Raw genomic sequence first — 24,512 nt, 5'->3', positions numbered from 1 at the left:
AGTCTGCAATAAAAAACTATAAAGAATTTTAATCATTATGAATTCTAAAAACATAAAATGTATTTGTATGAAAAAATACATACCTATATTTATTCTGTTGCTATTGGCAAGTTCGGGTGTAACGGCCCAGACTTTCAGTGATGACAATTTCGTGTATACCGCTGCGCCTAAAAAGCCGGTGCAGGCAGGGAATTTTAATACCTTGACCAAAGACGAGATGAGCCAAAATGTGACTTATTTTGACGGATTGGGACGCCCGATACAAAGCATTGCTATTGGGCAGGGAGCAAATGGGGAAGATATCATCACTCCAATAGAATACGATGCTTTTGGAAGACAGATAAAAGAATATTTACCTTATGCCTCTTCCAATGGCGGTAACAGCTATCCAAAGATCGATCCCACTGCTGCGATATCTGCCGCACAAGGTTTTTACAGTACAGAGAAATATGAAAATACGGCAAATCCTTTTTCTGAAAAGAAACTCGAAGCCTCGCCTTTAAACAGGGTTTTAAAACAAGCGGCTCCGGGAACTTCCTGGATGATGGGCAGTGGTCATGAAATAAAACTCGATTATCAAACCAATAAATCATCGGATGCAGTAAAATTATATAAAGCAAATACAACCTGGCTAGCGGGTCAGGGTTTGTATGAAATTAGTTTTTCAGACGCTGGAACTTATGCAGAGAATGAGCTGTACAAAAACGTAACTTATGATGAAAATTCAGGTGCAAGCCTAAGTGAATCTGCAGGCTCTACAGTAGAATTTAAAAATAAAGAAGGACAAGTAGTTCTTAAAAGAACCTATGATTCAGGTGACAAACACGATACGTATTATGTGTATGATATTTACGGCAACCTTACTTATGTACTTCCTCCAAAAGTAAGCGGAACGATCAGTAATGATGTTTTAAACGGTTTGTGTTATCAATATAAATATGACAATCGCAACCGTTTGGTCGAGAAAAAATTACCTGGAAAACAATGGGAGTTTATCGTTTATGATAAACTAGATCGCCCTGTAGCCACAGGCCCTTCGTTTTCGCCTTTTAGAGACGAAACAGCAGAAGGTTGGCTCATAACCAAATATGATGCTTTTAGTCGTCCGGTTTATACGGGTTGGTACAATCAATCATCGAATTCAGTAATACGAAAATCATTGCAGGATGCTCAAAATACAGCAACTGTTTTGTTCGAGACTAAACAAACTTCTGCCACTATAGATGAAATCCCTGCAAATTACAGTAATAGTATTACCCCTATCAATTTTAGACTTCTTACGGTTAATTATTACGATAATTATGATTATCCTAATGCGCCATCAATACCTACAACTATCGAAGATCAGCCTGTTTTAGCCAACGCAAAAGGCCTGGCTACAGGAAACTGGACAAGAGTAGTTACGATAGCTTCGGCGCAATTAGGAGAAACAACAACTACAGTTTATGATGATAAAGGAAGGCCTATCCGTACAAGAATACAAAATCATTTTGATGGGTATACCAGTACAGACAGTAAACTAGATTTTACAGGAAAAGCGCTTTATACAATCACCAAACACAAAAGAACTTCAGGCGATAACGAGCTTACTATAAAAGAAGAATTTACCTATTCACCGCAAGATCGTTTACTAACCCATACCCATCAGATTAATGCAGGAATTGTACAACTCTTGACGTCAAACAGCTATGATCAATTAGGACAACTGGAGAGTAAAAATGTAGGGGACAGTGGCGGAAATGCGAGACAAAAAGTAGATTTTAGCTATAACATAAGGGGTTGGCTTACCGGTATCAACGATACGGATAATTTACAGCACGACTCAGATCCGGTAGACTTATTTGCCTTTAAAATTAATTACAACAACCAATCCGGTAACTCAGCTGTGGATGCTCTCTACAATGGAAACATAGCAGAAACATTCTGGAAAACCGCATCAGATTATGCATTGCGCTCCTACGGATACAACTATGACAACCTTAACCGACTAAAGAACGCCATTTATCGAAAACCTAACGATGCTATTCCTGTATCGGGCGCTTACAATGAAAGCTTAAGCTATGATAAGAATGGTAATATTAAATATCTACAAAGATATGGCGATAGTGATGCGCCTTCTATTGTCTTTAAGATTGATGATTTGACTTATGGTTATCTAGATGAGAATTCTAATCAATTGGTAAACGTTACAGAAGGCCTTACCGGAAATGATAATGCTGGTTTTATAGACGCCAATAAAACAGGCGATGATTATGCTTATGATGCTAATGGTAATATGATTAGTGATAAAAACAAAAACATTACTAAAATAGAGTACAACCATCTTAATTTGCCTAAGAAAATTATTTTTGGAACAACTGGTTCGATTGAGTATATTTACAATGCAGTAGGGCAGAAACTCGAGAAAATTGTAACGGATAATAGTGTTGTAAACAGTACAAATTATCTGGGTGGTTTTCAGTACAAGGATAATGTTTTAGAGTTTTTTCCAACGGCTGAAGGGTATGTTAAAAATGAGAACGGAGCCTTATCATATGTGTTTCAGTACAAAGATCATTTAGGAAACGTTCGTGTTAGTTATGCTAAAAACCCGCAAAGCCAAGTTCTTGAAATTATCGAAGAGAATAATTATTATCCATTTGGTTTAAAACATAAAGGATATAATGATTATTTACCAATTGCTAATAAGTATAAATACAATGGGAAAGAACTCCAAGACGAACTGGGGCTGAATGTTACAGCGATGGACTGGCGACAATACGACCCCGCTATTGGCAGGTTTAATGTAATTGACCCATTAACCGAGTTAGCCCCTATGCATAATCCTTACAGGTTTGGTTTTAACAATCCTGTTTATTGGTCTGACCCATCTGGTCTGTTTGAAAACGATAAAGAAGGTCTAGCAATTTGTCCAACCTGTCCAAATACACCTGCATTTAAACCGCTAATTGATGACCCCAATAATACATATCTTTATGACCCAGAAACAAAAATTGCTAGTGAAATTACAGAACTTGAGGAAGTTGTTGTACAAGGAAAATCTAAAAAAAGTAGCACAGTAGATGATGCAAACTCCATTAATGATAGAATTGGAGATGGTGCTGATATTTTAGCATTAACTAGTAATAAAGGTGGTTCATTTAGGTTGACTAACAATGGTAGTTATAACCTACGAAACTTTAGTTTTAAATATTATAAGTCTAATTGGACTGGAGGAAGTGTTGCAAATATCAAGACGTTTAATGTAAGTAAATTAATAAAGAAAGGTTCTATTGCAACCACCGTTATTCTTGGAACTATAGAAGTTGGACAAGGAGTAGCTGGAGATTACCAAAACTACCAAAACACAGGATATACTAACGGTGAGAATACAGCAGTAGCCACAGCAAAAGTTGGGGCTGGTATTGCGGTTGGTTGGGCTGCAGGAGCTGCGACAGGAGCTGCAGTTGGAAGTTTTATTCCAATACCAATTGTTGGAACAATTGCAGGAGCCATTGTTGGAGGAGTTGCAGGATATTATGCGAGTGAAAGAGCAGGAAATTTAGTTGAAAAAGCTTATGAATAACATACAAATGAAAACAACAATAATAATAGAGAAATGAAAACAATAATAATAGAGAAAAATAAAAATTATTTCAAAAGAATTGCAATAATGCTATTGATGATTTTTGTCTTATGTGGATTGGTGAATTTTTTATGCTATCCTTCCGAACACACCTATTTTTTACTTCCAACAAAAAATACCGTAATTATATTTTCTATAGTTGGTATAATAACTTGTGCTTTGGTAATATTTTTACTCTTAAAAAGTATTTTCCGAAAAGATGTCTTCTTAAGAATTGACGAACAAGGTATATTTAATGGTTTTTTCTTATATACCAAGAAGCTTATCAAATGGGAAGAAATCAGTAAGATAGAAACAATTAAATACAACTATAACAATTACATAGCAATATTTTTAAAAGAAACTCCAAATAATGAAAAAGGTATTAGCTCACTTTTCTTTAAAATGAATGAAAAGTCTATGGGTACACCTTATATAATTACTTCTGGGGATTTAGATTGTTCTTTCGACGAATTAGAGCGATTAATCTTAGAGGGCTATAATCAGAGTAAACAAATTAAAAACTAGTACAGCATTCAATTATTAAACAACCAGACGGCTCGGATATGTTTACAATGATAGCGCAGATTTGTAATCTATGCCCACAATCAAAAAAAAATGAACTTACAGAATTAGGAAAGATAATCACAAATATTTATCGCATTACATCAAGTATATACAAAGAAAATACGAAAGTTGAAGATGCAATTGAAAACTCTCAAAGATATTTTAATGCTCCAATCTTGGTATTAAAATCAACCAATCCTATATATGTTAAATTTCTCGATGATAATTGTAATAAACTCGGAAGTGAAATAGGTAAACTGCCATTTTCAAATACAATTTTCGTTGACTTAACCAATTTTCATAAAGATAAAGACAAATGTTTAGAAAAAATTATTCTAAGATTAAATGGATATTAAAAACGAACGAAAATTATGGTTTTGCAGAATAAATCTTTAATCACATATACAAAGATAGATGTGAGTAATGGGCTTAATGCTGGATTTGTTATTGGGATGATTTAGCGTATCCGCCCGAGCAAACACATATTTCATAAGCTAATGTAAGATAGTAGTTTTGTCCGAAAGAATATTAAGATGGACAAAAAAGAATATATGTTATCTCAAGTGGAAGCTTGGAAACAAAGCGGTATTAGTCAACAGACATTTTGTGATAAAGCCGGAATCAAATTGGGTACTTTTAGCTATTGGATTAAAATAAGTAAACAGCAAGACGATTTAGCTGGTGGATTTATTGAGCTTGCCAATCCAAGTATTGATATGAAGAGTCAGTATGAAATAGTCTATCCAAATGGCGTCATACTAAAAGTTCAGAACACCGATCTTAAAGAAATCTTCTCCTTAGTAAACCTGTATTAATGTTTAGCCTGAGCAGTTCCCATACTTTCTTGCTGTATCCTCAAATTTGCGATATGAGGAAAAGTTTTGATGGCTTGTGTGGTATTGTGACTAATGAACTAGGACGGGTAGCTCATAGTGGAGAAGTTTTTATTTTTGTTAATCGCAAAAAGAATCAGATCAAACTCCTTCATTGGGAAGCAGGTGGTTTTGTGCTTTATCACAAGCGCTTAGAAGAAGGAACTTTTGCCATGGTTAATAATAATGATCTTCGAATTAGTTGGAGTGATTTAGTATTAATGATAGAGGGAATTGACATTATAAAAAGCAGTCAAAAAAAGCGATTTTCTTTGTAGATATGACTTGTAAATCCTTTGTAAATACTGGGGTTTTCCTTATATTTACGGCATGGAAATAGACCTAGAAAACTTATCAAAACAAGAACTTTTGGAGCTTATTAAAGAGCAATCCAGAACTATTTCCAAACAAGAGATAACAATCTCCAAGAAAGAAAAGGTTCTTGATAAAAAAGAGAAGTTTATTGAGCAATCTCTATTACATCTATAGACTCTTTAATTATGATAAGCAAAACAATAGCGCAGAGTTTTATGTTTTAAATGGTTCAATTTCAGAAAATTTTAATCTCCAAGCAACTCAATATAGCGCTTCTTATAAAGTGCAGAGTGAAGAGATATGAAGAGATAGTGGTTGCAATATAAATGATAGAAAGAGCCATTGGCTATCTCTAGAATTATGACACGAAAAGGTTATTAGAGTAAAATAGAAAAGACAGCCTGAATAAATAGTAGGCTGTCTTTTTTTTTAATAATAATTAACGGTTTACTTTTTTATTTTCCTGCCGTTACATTGATACCAATTTCGATATCTTTACTGATCATCCATTCTGCGGGATCAGCTTGGGATGCTCCGAATTTAATATCCCAGTCCGTGCGATTAACAGTAAATTTAGCCTGTAATGTTACAGTAGCGTCCACTATAGTAACCTTTGCCGGGAAGGTAACATTAACAGCTTTACCTTTAAGGGTAAGATTACCACTTACCGTTTTATTGGCACCTTCTACAGCATCTTTTACAGGAGAGGCTAAATTAGTAACGCTAGTAATTTTAAAGTCAGCAGTTGGATTTTTTTCAACATCAAAAAAGTCAGCGCTTTTTAAGTGAGCTTCTAATTCTGTATACTTTTTGTCTTTTTCAGTTACAGATGCAGGATCTACTTTAATAGACGTCATATCTATTACAAAATCACCTGCAGTAAGCTCATTGCCTTCCAGAGAAATTTCACCTGATTTAATGGCAAGTGTTCCCCAGCGAGGCGCAAAACCTCCTTTATGGAATGCTTTCCAGTCTACTTTAGATGTTGCTAAGTCTACTGCTAATACTTCTCCTTTTTTCTCGGCAACCTGCTTTTCTTCGCCTGTTACTGTTTCGCTTGATGATTTTTTACATGCTGTTGTAAATAAAGTAACAGCGACCAATGTTAATACACTAATTTTTTTCATTCCTTTACGTTTTAAAAAAATTGTTAATGAAATACGTCTTATTTTAATTCTCTGTTTAGTAATTAAAAACACAGCTTTACAATAATGGGGAATTTAGTGATAATTTAAGGAAAAAACTACAATCGTATTCAAATTTCGATGACTTATGAGTCAAGAAATGTAAAATATTTTTTTGTTTATAAAATAATGACATCTGTAAAGAAGTAGTAGGAGCCAGGAGAGGATAGTAGAAACCTACTTAGCATTAATGTGCTATATTTAAGAGGCTTCGTCTATAAAACGAAGCCTTTATTTCCAACTTAATAAATTTTATGCAACAGTATACAATAGTAAGCGCATTCTAGATACTAGTAGTTCATAAATTATTTGATATGAGGTAATTTTAAACCTAACTTATAAACTCCAAAGTACCGCTCGATTGCATTGGCTTTTAACTCAACATTCTTTAAATTTTCTAAACCATTCTCTTGATCGGGATACATGATCAAACAATCTATAAGTTCACCAGCAACTTTACCTAAATCTTTATAAACTTTTTGTAAGCGTGCATAGCCACTAACTTGACGAATATCTTCATCGTTACTACCATCTATATAGACCATTTTATACTTAGCATCTATTACCATTTTATACTCAAGAGAATTCAATAAAAAATCGAGCTCATTTCCAAAGTGTTTATATTGAAATTGTACTTGATGATGAAATCGGTCTTTCAATAAGCCCAGGGCATACAATTCAAATAATTTACTCATATCAATCCAAAAAGGGGGCGTTTTAATTGTAGTCTTTTCTGTATTAGAAATATTATAGCCAAATCTTTTTAAAATTAGTTTCGCTAATCGAATTGCAGGTTCATATTCTTGATAAAATGCATTTGTTTTAGTATGCTTAATTTCCTTTAAATCAATTTGACCTGAAACCTCGTGAAAAGCTGGGTTTATATAATTAAATATGTCCTGTAGATCTTTATTGTTCGTGAAATTTGAATAATTAGGTAAATATCTTTTCACGAAAGTTAATGCTTTTTTCAACAGACGATTTTCTTTGTTGTTTAAACCAAATTCATCATAGCTGCAATACGTGTAAAGCTTTTTGTTTTGTTGCAGATTGAGTTTAATCGATTTTCCCACAAGAATTTTTCCTTTTACTTTACTTTGAAGATTTTGCTCTACATTATAGTAGGACTTCTTTAACCCTTTTCGAACAATAGTTTTGATTAAGCTTAAAAATTCTGCAATCAAAAAAGGTGTTAGCAAATCTTGTTTTTGTTGAATTTCAATAGTAGGTAGATCCCATTTTACCTCAAATAGTTCGTTTATTTCCTTTGCTACATCGGTATGACGAAGAGAAGAAAAAAGCATTTTAATAAAATCCACTTCTTTGTTTGACTTATTTACTTTTGGACCTACATGCAATGCTAGTTGATTTGTTTCAATCCAATCAACACCGATGAAATATCCTATTTTAACATTATAGGAATTAAGCTCTGTTTGAGATTTTTGAATAGAAAAACATGGTATACTAGCATCTCTACCTCTATGACTTTTAATGAAAAGAGGCTCAAAAAAATCTTTAGTTAGCACAAGTTTATCATCTACGAATGATTTCTGGTCATGCTCTTTATAGGTTAGTAAATTAACACTCAAAACCAGCTATTTTTTCAATTTCATCTTTTGCTGTTTCAAGTAGCAATCCATCTTTTACATATTCATTCAAGATTGGAATTATTTCATACTTTAATCGCATTTCGAGTTCTACTTTTTGTTCTTGCGGTGTTGCTTGTTTCAAAATGAAATAACTATGTCCAAGTTGTACTTCTTTATGATCAAAATCTGAAGCTAGAAAAACCGAATTGACATTTAAACCGTTTTTTACTTGAACAAAAAGATTCGCTACACAATTAAATAATTCTTTACCTTTTTCTGAATTGATAACTTCTGCGTTTGGAAAAACATCCACAAATGCAAAACGTCTTTTTATTGCATAATCGATATGACCGACACTTCTATCTGCTGTGTTCATTGTTCCTATTATAAATAAATTATCCGGTATCGTTATGGAGTTATCACCATCAATATCATACATACTCTGCACAGGTTCATTACGATACTCTAAAGCGTAAATTAACTCTCCTAAAACAGAGGGAAGATTCGCCCTATTGATTTCATCTATAATTAAAACATAATTTTCTTTTGATCCTGCGGCTATTTTAGCAAATTCTGCGATAATTTTGTTTTTAGCTTTGTAGAAGACTTCCCCATCTTTATTTATCTCAGAAACAATACCTCTAACAAAATCTTCGTATGTATAGGAAGGATGGAATTGAATAAGTTTATATCGTTCTGGAATATCACCTCCTAAAAGTTTAAAAGTCAGTTTTTTTGCTGAATATGTTTTTCCAGTTCCTGGAGGACCTTGAAGAATAACTTGTTTTTTATATTTAATAAGATCTATAATTGCATTCATCTTGTTATATTCTTTACTATTTTGAAATTCTCCTGAGAGGATGTTTTTTACTAAATCAAAAAATGTTTTGTCCTTCAATTCAATAATGGTATTTTGAATAATTGAAGACGAGCCTACATGTTCCAAGATACCAGGAATATTTATTCCCTGCTCATTTACATCCTCCCAAGGTTGTAAATTTAGTCTTTGACCCCATTCACCTTCAAAACCATTGTCCATTGTCAAGTCCTCATAAATACATTTTGCATCTGTAAAAGTTACAATTTCGCCATCATCATTTTTTATTTTTTTATTAATTACATCCCCCAGAGTGGTCTCTATAGTGCTTTGCATTTCAGTTTCAATAAAGGTTGAATGCCCAAAAAAACTGTTATTGTTATAAAGAAGCACTTTATCACCAGGCTTTATTTTTTTAGCTGTATTAAGTGTTTGTGTTACTGTTCCTTGTCTTTGAACACTATATTGAAAATACATTACAAAACTATCATTTTCTAAATCATAGCTTATTTTTTCTTGCTCATACCCATTTACTACCCAATACTTTGTGTCTTGGTTTTCAACTACGTATTTGCACATACAAGAATCGTAAAGATCTTTAATGGTTATATTTAAAGGTTTTGCAATATTATTAGTTGCTTTTAAAATAGAAAGTGTCTTATCTTTTTGAGATTGTCCTTTTCCAATAAATGCAGTATTGTCTTTAAAACGACTTATAATGTTCTCTCCACAGTTTTTTATTGGATGTAGTTTGAGAAGTCCGTTATCAAATTGCATTTGAATATCATATGAATCAAGATTTATGGTTTCTCCAGGTAGAAAAGTCTTTATATTTCTAAAGTTCTGCGGATTTGTAAATGTTTGAGAATCTAGTAAATCTGTTTCTGAAAATAATGGTTCTACCTCCAATTCAAAAAAAGCTTTCCTTTCCCCTCCCGTTGACCTTGTCGATTTTACAATTAAATCGATTGTTAACTTAAAAAATTTAAAAGCAATTAAGTCTTTTGTTTTTAGGCCTGTATCACGACTAATAATTTCGAAATCGAGTCTAGCATTTTCGCTATCAACCATTTGCCCCCATTGAAGGGTCTTCCATAATTGAATGCGATTACCTCCAATGACAAATGCATAATCCCCAACGTTAATGCCATTAAACCATGTACTATTTTTAGGAGCCTGGTAGTAACCATCTTCTATTTGTTTTAAATCGTATTTATCAGATATTTTACCAAAGAATATTTTCATTTTCACACTTTTATTTTTTTAATTATTCCACCTCAATCATTGCGTTCATCAAATTGGCATAGAATTAATCCAAAGGATCTTTATTTTAAGCTTTGAGTTTGCTCATTATTTATTAGGAGCATCCCAGAGTTTTTTTCCTATTTTTTTACCTATTGCTGAATGATGATATATTGTAGCGCTTGTATTTATTTTGATTTTTGTTGAATGGCTAAAGTATCTAATATTTTATCAATAAAAATGTGGTAATCCGTAAAAGCAAATTAAAACTACAAGGATTTTCGAGGGAAAATGTAGATATTACTGTAGATTATTCTATTAAGTCTCTCTTATTTAAGGTATAATGCGAATTGAAATTGGCACGTTTTTTAAAACTTTTGGCTTGTTTTGGGTAACAATTATAATAAAAAACACTTCTAAATTTGTTAATTATTCTTCTGGTAATAAAATTTATCACTGGCAGACAATAATTTAAAATTTTAGGTCATGAAACTATCAGGTCGTATAAAAAGGATTGTAATAGGATGTATTTGTTTACTCTACGCCTTGCTATTTGTTTATGCTTCGGTGAGCAAGATTATGGATTTTGAAAGATTTCAGGTACAGCTTTCTCAGTCTCCTATCTTAAGTGCTTTTGCAGCTTGGATCTCCTGGGCTGTTATTGGTATTGAACTTCTTATCGCTGCACTGATTCTTTATAGTAGAACAAGAACTATTGCTCTGTTTGCCGCACTGAGCTTGATGAGTATGTTTACAGCCTATATTTTTATTATACTTCATTTTAGCTCTTTTGTACCCTGTTCCTGTGGAGGAATTTTAGAGAAAATGACATGGGAGTCACATTTAATCTTTAATCTTTTTTTTGTACTTCTGTCTATTATTGCATTAGTACTGCAAAATCAGATTTACCAACAAGGAGTTAGGAAAATAAAGATGCAATTATATCTTGGACTTGTTTTCTTTTTAATATTAATAAGCATATTATTTATGATCATTGTGTATTTGTTCTCAGAGCAGATTATTCACCATAATAATCCATTTATAAGACGCTATCCGAAAAGTGCTGTCATATTACAAGGCACTATTGATGTGAAGTTTAATTCCTATTATTTCGCAGGTAATAGTAACCGAACTATTTATCTGGGAAACTATACAGATCCTCTGCATCTGCTATCGATCGACGAAACAGGAAGTAAAAAGACACTAAAACTTCATTTCGATCATAGAGAACTTTCATTTCGATCTATTAGAATTTTAATCAGAGATAATAATATTTATTTATTAGATGGAACCGTGCCTTGTATTTTTAGAGGTAATTTACAAAAAAGGGAAATCAATACTGAATTAAAAGGTATGCCAACCTTTACCGTAGCTCAGCCAATGGATAGCGCTACAATAGCCTTTCGCAATAATACAGGTAAAAACAAAACTACAGTACTTGGAATTTTTTACGCAGGGAATCTACCACATGTGCGATTTGCCCCGCATCTTCTTAAGAGACAGATTGATGGTATTTTTGATAGTGATGGTATGCTTATTTATAATGAAGAAATGAAACTCTTTGTGTATAATTATTTTTATCGTAATGAGTTTATTGCAGCCGATAGAAATGGTAGTCTGAAAATAACAGGGCATACTATAGATACTATAAGACACGCAAAGATAAAGGTCGCTTATCTGAAAAACAATACAGAGAGACAAATGGGAGCGCCTCCTTTAAAAGTCAATACGCTGACTACTACCAAAAACAACCTTCTTTTTGTGAATTCTAAAGTTCCAGGCAGGTATGATGATCTTAAACATTGGAGCCGATGTTCTGTGATTGATGTTTACAATCTAAAAAAAAATAGTTATGTAATGAGCTTTGTTATTTATCATAACCCGGATTTAAAGGTTCAAGATCTTTTTGTTACAGATACACACTTTTATGTAATTGCTGGTGGTGATCTGATGATTTACGATCTTGGAGATTTATTGAGAGATGAAATGAAAATTGCATTAGAGAAAATGAATGGTGCATAAAAATATACCGGCCGGTATCAGGAAAAAGATTGAAAACCTGTAGAAAAGAGTAGATCAAGTTTAATTTAAATTTATTATTATGAAAACTATATTTTTTAAAAAAATGATGCCCTTTACATTTGTGTTATTTATTGGGACAGCTGGAGCATTTCTAACCACTTCGATGCAGAAATCCAGCAATGCGGCGCCTAAAGACGGTTATGTAACTGACCAAAATAATAAGCCGTGTAATCAGCGAGTATCTTGCAGTACCAATTTTAATAGCCAACTTTGCCGAATAAGTTATCCTTCAGGGGAACAAGCTAAGGGTAAAGTGAACAACAATTGTGATGAGACTCTTTATCGTCCTAGTAATTAAACTTTCGAATAACTGAAAGTTGCAAAGCAGTTCCTAAGGGACTGCTTTGTTATTTACTGCCCTACATTGTTCCTTTTTCAATCCAGTCTGCATGTTTTTCATCCTTTAGATAGTAAGCAAACCACTGAGAGATTCTCTGTGTTAGGTCTGTTTGACTTTGTGGGTCTAAAATGGTATGGGCTTCCTGGGGATAAAGGAGCATTACATTTTTTTTACCAAGTATTCTAAGGGCGAGATAAAATTCGACGCTCTGGTGCCAGTCCACATGATTGTCTTTTTTTCCGGCATATGATAATAGGGGTGTTGTAACTTTAGGGGCATGAACTATTGGAGAGTTACGGTCATAGATATCAGGTATTTCATAAGGTGGACGTTCCATTTTTAATTGTCCGCTTTGAAAATAATTCATTGTGGGACGTCCAGTATCCCAGTTAATGGTGTAATAATAAGAGCTGATATCTGTTATGGCTGCCCCTGCTACTGCGGCTGCGTAAAGACTGGTGTGGGTAATAATATAACAAGTCTCAAATCCTCCGAAGGAATGGCCAATAATACCAATTTTATCAGGATAGACAAGGCCTCTGGCAATGATTTCTTTTGTGGCCGCCACAGTGCAGTCTAATGCAGAAGGACCCTCATTTTGTTTTTCGGAAACAATATCAGGACAAAGCACAAAATAGCCTTGGTTGGTGAGCACTGTGGGATTGTAGCCTGCTTCGTTTTCCAATGTTGGGTTAATGTACTTATAACGCTCTGAAGACTGTTTCTCGTACACATTTACAATCATTGGGTATTTTTTTTTAGGATCATAATTTACGGGATAGTATAATAGGGCCTGTAATTTACTGCCTTTCAAATTCTGGTAGGCAATAAGAGTACTCTGTCCCCAGTTGTATTGCGCCTGGTGTGGATTGCTTTGGAAAAAGACGTGCGATGTTTTTCCCTTTTGAAGCACAATCCTTGGAGAGATATTGAACTGTTCTTCACGATATATAAAACTTTTTTGGTCCTGTGAGACAAATAGTTCAGAAGTATAGGCTTCTTTGTATACTATCGGCTTCTCACCTATGGCTGCTTCCCATTTGAAATAACCTGCTTTCCCATCATCCCCCTTTGCCTCGAGCAAAAGACCTTTGTCGGCATTAAAGGTTCTGTGGGTCCATCCCTCATAATTGGAAAGGTCGTCCGAGAGAGGAGATTCAAAAATACGAAAATGTATTTTTTTCTCCCGGCCATGGGTTATTCGCCTGTAGCTATTGCCATCAGGGGTGATAATCCAGATATCATAAGTATCATAAAGCAGAATCTGTTTGTCGTAAGGCGTCCAGCCTGCAACTCTAAAATATGAATCCTGATGTAAATCACGCAGGCTATCAGGCAATGATGCGCGCAGTGACTGGGTAATGTTTAGATGAGTTTTTGATTTGAGATCGTAAATCCAGCAATCATTTTGTTTTGAGTAAGTGATATACTTTCCCCCTGGTGAGCTTCCCGGCATGGGCTCTGTGGGGGTTATGGCTTTATTTTGAAGCAAAACCTCTTTTTTACCTGTGTTTAAATCCAGGATGTAAAAATCTCGAGGACCGCTGTACTCCAGTTGAGGCTCATAAGACTGTGGATTAGAGAGAACTGCGTATTGCTGCTCACCGGCAAGCATTACACCGGGGAGAGCCTGGTTGGAAATCTGCGCCAACTCCTCTTTAAAGGGAGTCCAGACTGCCAGGTAGGTTTTTTTATTAAAGTCGCCCATCCTTTGTTGCATGGGATAAATCAATTTGTCATTGCCGTTCCAGAGTTCTACTTCAGGTCCGAAGTTAGACTTTTTGAACGAAGGATCGGGATCTGTTTTTTTGAGCAGTCCAAAAAACACTCTTTTCAGGTCCTGGCTAATGTTAAGAGGATATTGCCCAAGACTATCCAGTAGGTGCCCGGGTGGAAACCCGATCTGTTTTTCAGGATCCATACAGAAAAGCGCCTTACTTTTTGTTATGTAATAAAAAAGAGAATTTTTATTTGATCCGGAAGCCTCAGAGCCAATAAAACACAGGGCTCTGGCTGTTTTCTCCCAGGTAAGCATTTTAAAAGAATATGAACTTTTTCTTAAGATCCAATGGGGAGTAATGGGATTGGTCAGCTCGATGATGCCAAGCGAATAAGAGCCGTTCTCCATAGTTGTAAAAACTACTTTTCTCGAGCATGGGCTGATTTTAAATTGCTCTGCACTTGCAATTCTCTGAATAATAACACCGTCTTTGTTTAGTACCAAAAGGGTCTTCCCCGCAGGAGAATTCTGTTTTGTAAGCACGATTAATTGGCCGAAGGAAATCGAGCAGGCATAACTCAGAACATGCTCTATAGTCTGCTTTGCTCCAGTGTGAAGATTCACTAGATGAAGGGCTGCATTTTTTTGGTAGAGAAAATTAGTGTTTGATAAAAAATCGGGATTTGTCCCTGAAGGGAAAAAGTATTCTTTTTTATTTGACGTAGAGCGTAGAAAGAGCGTGTCTATACCGCTTTTATAGTGCATTGAAAAACTGCTCCAGCGTGCATCTGGAGTTGCTTTATGCAACTGTAGTTCTCCCAGGGAGTTAAAATCTTTGAAATTAAGTTGTTTTTTTTGCACCACCTGCCCCTTTAAAGGGCAGGTCACTAATGGCAAAATAAAAATAAAAATAAAAAATAAAGCTAAAACTACTGCCAAAGAAAGCGGGAGATGAATTTCTTTTTGGTTTATAGGTTTCATAGGTGGAGTTTTAAAGTTAATAACCATCGTTCTGAGGAAGCAATTTTGGATTTAACTCCAGCTCGCTTTGTGGAAGGGGTAAAAAGATGTCATGGGGATCCCATCCGGGTTTTAGAGCTGATAGAACTTGATTTATGCGTCCGGATCGTTTAAGGTCGAAGAAACGGTGGCCGTATTCGGTAAAGAATTCCCATCTTCTCTCATCGTGGATAGCATCGAGTAGTGCCTGCTTGTCAAGGTTTTCTTTATTGTCAAGGCCAGCTCTTCTACGCACATGGTTGAGGTCTTCTTCTGCTGCGTTTAAATCGCCCTGTTGCGCTCTTGCTTCTGCGCGAATTAGATACTGTTCGGCCAGACGCAGCACGATAGGATATTCCATTGAGACAGGTGTTGTGTTGCTTATTTTATACTTGAAAGGGTAATACCATATCAAATCCCCGTTGGAAATCCCCTGGATCCAGTTTTTTTTTCGTAGATCATTTGCCGCAAAGGACTCCATAAGGCTATTGGAGAGCGATGTAGTGAGAGGAGGGGTACTGGAGAGAATAAAAGTAATAGCCTCATCGGTATTTTGACCTGGCGTGGCGGGTTGTAGTTGCCAGATGGTTTCTCTGGAATCTTTCAAAAAGGCGTTCTGGATACTCTCCAGAGTATAAAGCCCTGTATCATTTATAACCACAGAGGCGCTACTGTTGGCCTTGGTCCATGATTGTGAGTAAAGATAAACTCTTGCCAGTAAACTATACACGGCAGATTTCCCGGGACGCACCCGTTCGTTATTGCTTTGAGGTGAAGATAAAAGTAGCGCAGCCTGTTGCAGATCAAGCTCAATGTGCTGGTAAATATCACTTTGGGACAGTTTAGAGACAACAGCATTGACTTTGTAGTCTGTTGTGGTGATATAGGGAATATCGCCATAGAGATTAACAAGATAAAAATGCAGCAAAGCCCGGATAAAAAGCGCCTCGCCTTCAAGTTGCTCTTTATTGGCAGAAGTTAGGCTCAGGGATGATTTGCTACCTTCTAGTATGGCATTGGCTGCATATATCTGGACGTAAGCTGCTCTCCAGTATTCTGTTATTGCGCTATTAGAAGGCAGTAGTGCATTACTGTAAAAACTCTCGGTAGTACTCAGTGGAGTTCCATACCAGGTCAGCTCATCGCTATAACAGGCTAGTTGATTGGATACCCCGTAGCTCGTACCACTTAGAATTCCGGTATCTCTTATGCTGGCATAAATATCGCTTAGGGCGGCATCGGCAGTATGGTAATTCTCAAAAACTGTTTTTGTTGTCAACTGTGACTTTGGAAGATCTACCTCTACAAAGGAGTCGCAGCAGTAGAGTAAAAAAGATAGTAAAAGTGGGGGGATAAGTATTGTATAGCGGCCTGAGATTATACTAGGGTTTATGGTTTTCATAATTTTATAGTTTAAAAGGTTAATTGGATCCCTGCGGTGATTATCTTTAAAGGAGGCAGGAATCCCGAACTTACAAACTCGGGATCTCCATACTTATATGGCGTGAAGGTGAGAAGATTCTGGCCTTGGAGTATAACTGTGCACTGCGTCCCTGTAACAGGCAAGGGAAGAGCATAGGAAAAGGAAATGTTTTTGAGTCGCACAAAAGAGGCATCCCCGATAGAGGCTGAACTCTCACTGTAGCGTGAACCGGCATCAACGGCTTGTGAATTATAACCTGTGGTGTAGATTTGATAAGGTCCCGTGTCACCTGGCTGTTGCCAGCTGTATTGCATTTGCTGGGGTTGGTTGTACATTGCACCTGCGGATGATAAAGGATAATTATAATTTTTTTGTTTTACAAACTGCAGTAAAAAATCAAGTTTACATCCTTTGTAGCTCAAAGAATTTTGAAATCCCCCGAAATACTTCGGATTGAGGTCTGCCACAATCTGTTTTTCTTCAGGTGAGGAAATCTTATCATCTTTATTGAAATCGCGGAACTGGTAAAGTCCGGTTTGTGAATCAAGACCTGTATAATCATATAACAGTACAATATTCAGGGGTTTATCAATACGGTATCTTTGGCTGTAGGTAGAGCCTTCCAGACCAGGAAAGCTAAGAAGTTTGTTTCGCGCCAGGCTCAGGTTAAGGTTGGAGGTCCACTTTAATTGGCCCGAGCTAAGATTGATAGTGCGTAGCGTGAATTCGAGTCCGGAATTCTCCACTGTTGCCCTTAGATTGGATTCAAGGGACGGGAATCCCGCAGTGGCCGGCATGGGTATCCCCACAAGCTGATTAGAGGAAACATTACGGTACCAGGCGGCAGTGAGGAAAATGCGATCAGAAAAGAATCCAGTTTCCAGGGCGAGTTCCAGTTTTTTATTGGTTTCCCATGCAAAATCAGGATTAAATAAGCCGGTAGGTTGCAATCCTGCTGTACCGCCATATAAGGCTCCTGAGATACTATAGGTATCCAAAAACTTGTAATCTCCGATCTGGTCACTTCCCGTTGTACCATAACTTAGGCGAAGTTTTCCAAAGGACAGCCATGGGCTATCCAGCAGGAAGGCTTCTTTGGAAAACAGCCAGGCAGCGCCCACTGCCCCAAAGGCTGCAAATTGGTTTCCGGGTCCAAAACGGCTTGAGCCGTCTCGTCTGGCCGTTAGGTTGAGAATATAGCGCTGCTTCCAGTTATAGTTAATCCGGCCGAAAAAAGCCTGGTATTTGTAAAGCGTTTCATTATCACTCAGTACGCGTACTGTGGAGGCAGAGGCTAAATTATAAATAAGGCTGTTAGAGGGAAAACCGCTTGCTGTCTGCACGAGTTGTCCGGTAGACTGGTTTTGAAATGTTGCGCCAGCCAAGAGGGAGAATTTTCCTGTCGTGGTCTCTATTTCCCAACTGAGCTGGGGTTCTGCAATCCAGGAGTTCCTGTTGGTTGTATTGACCGAGAGACTCGAGTATGAGCTGTCGTAGTTAAATGCTGGATTGTATATGGTAGAGGGGGTGGTACGGGTTTCGAGATACCCCAGATCACTGTATCCAAAACTGCTTTTAATCCAGAGACCTTCAAGAAGCTCATAGGAAAGTAAAGTACTTGCCAGCAAATCATGGCTTTTCGATTCGAATTTGGCCGATAGGTTTCGAAGTGGGTTTTGCCAGGTGTTGTCTGCCCAATTCAGACTCCCGTCAATGTTGTACAGGGATGGAGCATTAGGGGCAAGGCCTCTGGAGAGACTTGTGAGATCAGAAGAAGGTTGATCGTTGTCCTGCAAGGTGTAGCCTGCGGAGAATTGTATTTTAAATTTTTTATTTTCAGACTCGTGGTTCACACTTGATTGGAAACCTGCTTTTTTATACAGAAATTCCCCAGGGAAAACAGTAGTTTCAGTATGGTAATTTCCACTGAGAAGAAAAGTGGTGGAAGGTGATCCGCCTGATATGGTAGCCTGCAGGTCAGTAAAGGCCGCAGTGCCTCCAAAAAATTCCTTCTGCCAGTCGGTATAGCGTGTCTGGTCCCAGGTTCCGTTAATATCGTAGGCTGATTTTGGATAGGTAGTAATTCCATCATTATCATACGCACGGCGACGCATGGCCAGATACTGTTCTGTATCCATGAATTTGGCAAATCTTGTTACCTTGCCTGCGCCGCTTGAAGCGTTCAAGGTGAATTTGGTTTTACCGCTTTTGCCTTTTTTTGTAGTAATCAGCACAACACCGTTAGCTCCCCTGGAGCCATAAATGGAAGTAGCATCAGCATCCTTTAAAACCTCTATACTTTCTATTTGGTCAGGATTGATTCCGTTCAGAGGGCTGGCCAGATTTGGAAACAGTGTGGAAACCTGTCCATGTCCAATGGGATCAGAAGAGTAAGGAATCCCGTCAATTATATAGAGTGGCGCATTTCCTTCATCTCGCAGACTATTCTGTCCACGAATCTTGATTTCGAAGCCTCCTCCCGGCACCCCAGTGGTCTGGGTGATATTCACCCCGGCCATTCTTCCCTGCATGGTGGCCAGTACATTAGTGACGGGCTGGGTTTCGATATCCTTGGAGGTGATCCGGGAAATGCTGCCAGTACGCTCGCTTTCCTTGGTGGAATAATACCCGGCATTCACCCGGACTTCCTGAAGGGTAGTGGTGTCAAAACTAAGTTTTATATTCACTATTGTTCTTCCATTAATTGGAATCACAGCTGTTTTAAAACCGATAAAAGAAACAACTAGCGTATCGTTTGCAGAAGCCAAAACGGAATATTGGCCGGTAAAATCAGATATGGTTGATAATTTAAGTTTGCTTTTGACGGCAATTGTAACTCCTGGCAAAGGACTTGCACCGTCGTTGATGGTACCTTGAATTTGATGTTGTTGGAAGAAAGAAAGACTATGTCGTTCTTTAGAATTTGCGTATACAGGTGAAAAAGACAAGAAATAACCCAGAAAAATTAGGCAATAAAAAGCTTTTACCTCCTTGTAAAATGAAAAATTATTCATAATATTGGAATGGTTAGTTGAAACGTCAGTTAGATTAGCTACGGTCCTCTATGTTAGTTTGGCGACGAGATAGAGGGCCATTTTTTATGTATTAAGTAAATTGCTTAATGGTCATAATGAATTTGTTTTTATTTCTACATGAATAAAGGCGTTAAAAGTTAAACTTTTATTGTCCTGCGAAACCATGCAAATAAAGAAATAAAGCGCTAAGAATTTAAGAAGAGTTTTTACCTTTAATATAGAGGCGTGGGTTGTTCTCGACTTACGTAGCATTAAAGGTACTGGAACGACCCGCGCGCATGTAAGTGAGCCCACGCCAATATACAACTATATGACGTGAGCATTTACACTTATCATCTTGCGCGCTCAAAAAATTCCAGTTTTTTAATGCAAGGTTCAAAGCGAATGCTTCAAATATTTTATGTGAAGAATCGCAAAATTACATTTTTAGATGCAATTATTGTGACAAATATAACAAAATACTTTATTCGATACAAATTTGTATCGAATAAAGTGATCTTTTTTCTCAAATTTTACTTTATGAGAAAATCGGGAGAAACAGAAGTATATATAATTAATATCCAAATTGGATGTATTCTCCGTTTAGCTAGATTAAGCCAAAAATTATCTCAACATACTCTTGCTGGAATATTAGAATATAATTCAACTATGATTGGTAGAATTGAGCGCTTTGAAAGCATAAGCGGATGGGATAAAATATTAACACTTAGTGAATACTTGAATATCAATTATTGTGAGCTTTTTGTTTTGAAAAATAGAGCAACACTATTAACAATTGTTGATAAGTCCTTTAAGTTGGAAGAAAAGCTAACACAAGAAAAAATAGATTATTATAGCTTTCTAAAAAAAACAATTAATAACAAGTTTGATTTACTCGAAAAAGAAAGACTACAGGGTAAATAAAAAAAGATGCTTGGCATCTTTTTTTATTTACGCAAATTTAGCCGACATCTTATTTTAAAGGGATGTGTTAGAGTTTAATAAGGAAGAAAAATATAAAAATTACTTTATTAGATAATAATGGAATCATTTAAAAAGAACATTATTAGTTATCTTTGACTGAGAATTTTTAACATAAACTTCTTTTTTTTAAAAGTAATTACAAAAGAGAATCAAATAGAAGATAGTTTAATCAAAAAATTAAAAGATCTTAAATATGTTTACCGCAATGATATACGTGATAAGAGTAGTTTGAAACTTAATTTTCGTGAAAAATTTGAGTCTCTTAATCGGGTGCGATTAACGGATGCTGAATTTTATCGCTTAAGAGATGAAATTGTTAGTGCAGATGTTTTTACAGCTTCTAAAATCCTTCGTGAAAGAAATACTTTTCATCGTGAAGATGGTACACCATCACAATATACATTAGTTAATATCAAGGACTGGTGTAAAAATGAGTATAATTTGAATATATCCAATTATGTAAGTACAGCCGTTGCCGACGAAAAAATCGACTTATTAAAAGTGAATAAAAAATTAGACGATTTGAGCAAAGAACTAAAAATAGCTACCGCAAATCATAATAAGTTTCTTAAGGAATTGGGATTATTACCTATATAATTATCTATGTAATGAAATCAGAAGTTAATGAATATTTAGATTTACTTAGTGGAGGTTAATTAGAAGATTCATGATAAATGGTAAACAATTACTTTTTGTATATGTTAGTACTTTAGAATTATCAACCATAATGATTGAGAAAAATTTTAAAGTTAATATATTGGTTTGTCACTTTTTACTGGTATTTTACTGAAAAAATAAATAAATTTAACGAGTATAGTTCGATTCATCTATATGTAGGAGATAATTATTTTATTCCTAACAAGGATAACTTAAGTGAAAATCGTAGTATAGTTGAACAATAGACCAAAGAAATGAATCGATTGGCAAAAGAAAGTTTTTTTGAGCTTGAAAGATTAATGAAGTATGCAAAAAAAACAATGAATATCTATGATCTGTTGTATAAAGTACTAAATTAAACCTAAAAGGTTATTTAAAATTCTATGAATCTTCCAATTTCGCAGCATCTTCAAATAGATAAATTATCATCCGTATTTTCAAGTACGTCTGCCACTTATAAATTTTATTGGTTTCTAGCGATTCTCGAATTAGTAGAAAAAGATATCTTTTATATTGAGAAAAGAAAAATATTCTCGAGGATGATTAGTAATTCATGGTATACCGTTAATTATTTTCAAGTATCTTTTGGTAAACAAGATCTTATTCAAGATGCAGTGAAAACCATTATGAAGATTGAAAATCTTAAGATAAATGAAAATAAAAACATCATAAATTCTGTTTTAGAAAATACCCAGAAGATCGAAACTGTCAAAATATTAAATCATTTTAATAAAAATGTTCCGCATTGGTTTATTTCATCTTGGTTTTCAGGGGGACGTAATGATATATACACCCATTCTCAAAATTTTGAGCATGGGGCACTGTATCATTTGCAAAAAGATTATATAGAAATTAATCCTATATGGATAACTTATTTACAGTCGAATTCAAAAATATTAAAAGACTTTTGTTATTGGAATTTGTCGCTTTTTCTTCAAAAAAGAAATCCAAATGTTCCAGACATTTCAAATAAAATATTTAAGACTGTTACAAGAAATTCATTGATTAAACAAACAAACGAATATTGGAAATTTGTGTTTAATGAATTGGGGACAGTAGATTGTATTTTTACTAATAAAAAATTAGTTTTTGATGAGAAAAAATATGCTTTAGACCATTTTGTGCCCCATGCATTTGTTTCTCATGATTTAATTTGGAATCTAATTCCAATTGATAAAAATTTTAATTCGTTTAAAAGCAATAGGCTCCCGTTGATAGATAAATATTTTGATAAGTTTTATACTCTTCAGAAGACAGCTTTTGAAATAGTTAAAAGTTATAACTCCAAGAATAAATATTTGGAGGAATATCTTAGCATTTTTCCTGATCTAGATGATAGCGGATGGGATTATTTAAAATTTAAAGAAACTATTCAGCCTTTAATTACTATTGCCAGTAATAATGGTTTCTCATATATGAAAGATTAATGGGCATTAGAGTTGTCTTTCTTTGGCTCTGTGAATTTCTGTTTGAGGTTTGATGGATTTGATAACGAAAATGAAGATAAAGTTAAGGGCGCATTTTTGCACCCTTATTTTTTTTAAATCACATATTTAAAGTGAAAGGAAATATTTAAAATTCGCCTTTTGCTTTTTATGAGAGAAAAGGTGTTAAATATAGTTCTAAAATAGATCACTTCATAGCCTTAATCACTTGCAAAATTAAAGAAAGAAGTAATCTTTTAAGTTAAGTCAAAAGGTAAGCAAAAATTATAAAGAAACACGTATAAATACTTGGTGGTTAGTTTTTATGAATTGATATATTTGAGAGATTACGGTTTTCCATAAAAAAGATTAAAACAAAAGATTGATATTTGAATTATCTTATATATGATAATGAAAAATGTGTATTGACTAAAAGTAAAATATGAAGATTCTACATACTGCAGATTGGCATATAGGCCAATTGTTTCACGAATACGACCGCACTTACGAACATCAACAGTTTTTAAGCTGGCTAATTGCTACTTTACAAACAGAAGAAATAGATGTTTTACTTGTTAGTGGAGATATTTTTGATATTTCAAATCCATCTGCCTCATCAATAAAAATGTTTTATTCTTTTTTAAAGAATGCGATTAAAATAAATCCTGATATACAAATAGTAATTACAGCAGGTAATCACGATTCGGCATCTCGTTTAGAGGCTCCAAAACCATTATTGGAATCATCTAATGTACATATTGTAGGCGTAGTTGAAAAAGATATAGATGGTAATATAGATTACGAAAAGCTGCTTGTACCTATTTATGATGATTCTAAAAAGGTAAAAGTATGGTGTCTTGCGATTCCATTTTTACGCATGGGTGACTATCCAACATTATTAAATTGTGCAAATCCTTACACTGAAGGTGTAACTGCATTATATAAAGAGGCGTTTGAATATGTTAATTTAAAAAAGCAAGATGGACAAACCATAATTGCTATGGGGCATTTACATACACATCACGCAGAAGTAAGTGATTTAGACAAAACAGAAAGACTTATTATGGGAGGTGTAGAATGTATTCCAGCTAGTGCATTTCACGAAGATATAAAATATGTGGCACTAGGGCACATTCATAAAGCACAGAGAATAGGTGGACAAGATCATATTAGATATTCTGGAAGCCCATTACCAATGTCTTTTTCTGAACTAAATTATAAACATCAAGTTATTGTTTTTAAACTAGACAAGGAAATTAGCGAATTAAAATCGATAGAAATTCCGGTATCTGTGCCACTTCAAAGAATTCCACAAGCTCCTCAGCCGTTGCATGAAGTCATAGGATTATTAGAGAATTTATCAGAACCGGATGATATCAAAGAACCTTTTCCATATCTGGAAGTTCGTATATTACTGGAAGGGCCTGAACCTGCTTTACGACACAAAATAGAAACTGCACTAATGGGTAAAAAAGTAAGGTTAGTTAAAATTGATGTGAAATATCCATCATCAACGCAGCAAGTATCCGAATTTATTACGCCAGAAAAATTGAACGAATTACAGCCTATAGATATATTTGATAAAGTGTACCAACAGCGTTACAATAGTGAAATCCCAGATACGATTCTGCAACTTTTCCAGCAAGTGACGCAGGAAATTAACCAAACGGCCGAATAAC

Annotated in this window: 18 protein-coding genes; 12 read left to right on the top strand and 6 right to left on the bottom strand. The window is 35.2% G+C overall.

Annotated elements, in window-relative coordinates; genetic code table 11:
* Positions 1–67 precede the first annotated feature (67 nt).
* From QLQ94_RS19510 to QLQ94_RS19485, 6 genes are all read left to right on the top strand, one after another.
* Positions 68–3,565: a DUF6443 domain-containing protein gene (locus QLQ94_RS19510; protein WP_482498286.1), complete on the top strand. Its 3,498-nt coding sequence runs from the start codon at positions 68–70 to the stop codon at positions 3,563–3,565.
* 33 nt (positions 3,566–3,598) lie between these two features.
* A complete protein-coding gene (locus QLQ94_RS19505) occupies positions 3,599–4,132 on the top strand; it encodes an STM3941 family protein (protein WP_271336899.1) in 534 nt (177 codons plus the stop codon).
* A gap of 47 nt (positions 4,133–4,179) precedes the next feature.
* Positions 4,180–4,527, top strand: coding sequence for a hypothetical protein (locus tag QLQ94_RS19500; RefSeq protein ID WP_482498284.1), 348 nt, complete (start codon positions 4,180–4,182; stop codon positions 4,525–4,527).
* Between the two features lie 177 nt (positions 4,528–4,704).
* Entirely contained in the window at positions 4,705–4,986 is a 282-nt protein-coding gene (gene tnpA, locus QLQ94_RS19495; protein ID WP_271336897.1) for an IS66 family insertion sequence element accessory protein TnpA, read from the top strand.
* The gene (tnpB, locus tag QLQ94_RS19490; protein WP_271336896.1) at positions 4,986–5,321 is read left to right on the top strand and encodes an IS66 family insertion sequence element accessory protein TnpB; all 336 of its coding nucleotides are present in this window, start codon (positions 4,986–4,988) and stop codon (positions 5,319–5,321) included. Before tnpA ends, tnpB begins: the two co-directional genes overlap by 1 nt.
* A 52-nt stretch (positions 5,322–5,373) precedes the next feature.
* Positions 5,374–5,532, top strand: a complete 159-nt coding sequence (locus QLQ94_RS19485; protein ID WP_271336895.1) for a hypothetical protein — start codon at positions 5,374–5,376, stop codon at positions 5,530–5,532.
* Positions 5,533–5,813: 281 nt separating this feature from the next.
* Here QLQ94_RS19485 and QLQ94_RS19480 read toward each other — a convergent pair whose 3' ends face one another.
* From QLQ94_RS19480 to QLQ94_RS19470, 3 genes are all read right to left on the bottom strand, one after another.
* Positions 5,814–6,485 (bottom strand): YceI family protein, encoded by a 672-nt coding sequence (locus QLQ94_RS19480; RefSeq protein ID WP_482498282.1) that lies wholly within the window; start codon positions 6,483–6,485, stop codon positions 5,814–5,816.
* A 362-nt stretch (positions 6,486–6,847) separates the two neighbouring features.
* A complete protein-coding gene (locus QLQ94_RS19475) occupies positions 6,848–8,131 on the bottom strand; it encodes a 5-methylcytosine restriction system specificity protein McrC (protein ID WP_271336893.1) in 1,284 nt (427 codons plus the stop codon).
* Positions 8,121–10,193 carry an McrB family protein gene (locus QLQ94_RS19470; protein ID WP_482498280.1) on the bottom strand — a complete coding sequence of 691 codons (2,073 nt, stop codon included), beginning with the start codon at positions 10,191–10,193 and terminating at the stop codon, positions 8,121–8,123. Before QLQ94_RS19470 ends, QLQ94_RS19475 begins: the two co-directional genes overlap by 11 nt.
* A gap of 483 nt (positions 10,194–10,676) precedes the next feature.
* On the opposite strand from QLQ94_RS19470, the gene QLQ94_RS19465 reads away from it, so the two are divergent.
* Together QLQ94_RS19465 and QLQ94_RS19460 are read left to right on the top strand one after the other, a co-directional pair.
* Positions 10,677–12,212: a DoxX family protein gene (locus QLQ94_RS19465; RefSeq protein ID WP_482498278.1), complete on the top strand. Its 1,536-nt coding sequence runs from the start codon at positions 10,677–10,679 to the stop codon at positions 12,210–12,212.
* Positions 12,213–12,291: 79 nt separating this feature from the next.
* Complete coding sequence (locus QLQ94_RS19460; protein WP_271336890.1) at positions 12,292–12,570, top strand: hypothetical protein; 279 nt, start codon at positions 12,292–12,294, stop codon at positions 12,568–12,570.
* 61 nt (positions 12,571–12,631) lie between these two features.
* On the opposite strand, the gene QLQ94_RS19455 is transcribed toward QLQ94_RS19460, so the two are convergent.
* From QLQ94_RS19455 to QLQ94_RS19445, 3 genes are read right to left on the bottom strand one after another with little or no spacing between them, the layout of a single operon-like run.
* Complete coding sequence (locus QLQ94_RS19455) at positions 12,632–15,313, bottom strand: S9 family peptidase (RefSeq protein WP_482498276.1); 2,682 nt, start codon at positions 15,311–15,313, stop codon at positions 12,632–12,634.
* 16 nt (positions 15,314–15,329) lie between these two features.
* Complete coding sequence (locus QLQ94_RS19450) at positions 15,330–16,733, bottom strand: RagB/SusD family nutrient uptake outer membrane protein (RefSeq protein WP_482498274.1); 1,404 nt, start codon at positions 16,731–16,733, stop codon at positions 15,330–15,332.
* Positions 16,734–16,744: 11 nt separating this feature from the next.
* Positions 16,745–19,768 (bottom strand): SusC/RagA family TonB-linked outer membrane protein, encoded by a 3,024-nt coding sequence (locus QLQ94_RS19445; RefSeq protein WP_482498272.1) that lies wholly within the window; start codon positions 19,766–19,768, stop codon positions 16,745–16,747.
* Between the two features lie 540 nt (positions 19,769–20,308).
* Between QLQ94_RS19445 and QLQ94_RS19440 the strand changes: the two genes are divergently transcribed.
* From QLQ94_RS19440 to QLQ94_RS19425, 4 genes are all read left to right on the top strand, one after another.
* Positions 20,309–20,692: a helix-turn-helix domain-containing protein gene (locus tag QLQ94_RS19440; protein ID WP_482498270.1), complete on the top strand. Its 384-nt coding sequence runs from the start codon at positions 20,309–20,311 to the stop codon at positions 20,690–20,692.
* 156 nt (positions 20,693–20,848) lie between these two features.
* Positions 20,849–21,349, top strand: a complete 501-nt coding sequence (locus tag QLQ94_RS19435) for a type I restriction endonuclease (protein ID WP_482499995.1) — start codon at positions 20,849–20,851, stop codon at positions 21,347–21,349.
* Between the two features lie 443 nt (positions 21,350–21,792).
* Complete coding sequence (locus QLQ94_RS19430) at positions 21,793–22,836, top strand: HNH endonuclease domain-containing protein (protein WP_482498268.1); 1,044 nt, start codon at positions 21,793–21,795, stop codon at positions 22,834–22,836.
* Positions 22,837–23,275: 439 nt separating this feature from the next.
* Positions 23,276–24,511: an exonuclease SbcCD subunit D gene (locus QLQ94_RS19425; protein ID WP_482498266.1), complete on the top strand. Its 1,236-nt coding sequence runs from the start codon at positions 23,276–23,278 to the stop codon at positions 24,509–24,511.
* The last annotated feature ends 1 nt before the right edge of the window (position 24,512 follow it).

This window comes from Flavobacterium sp. B114r, assembly GCF_056824125.1.
Note: the sequence above shows the minus strand (reverse complement) of the source record. Positions and strands in the feature narration are given on the sequence as shown.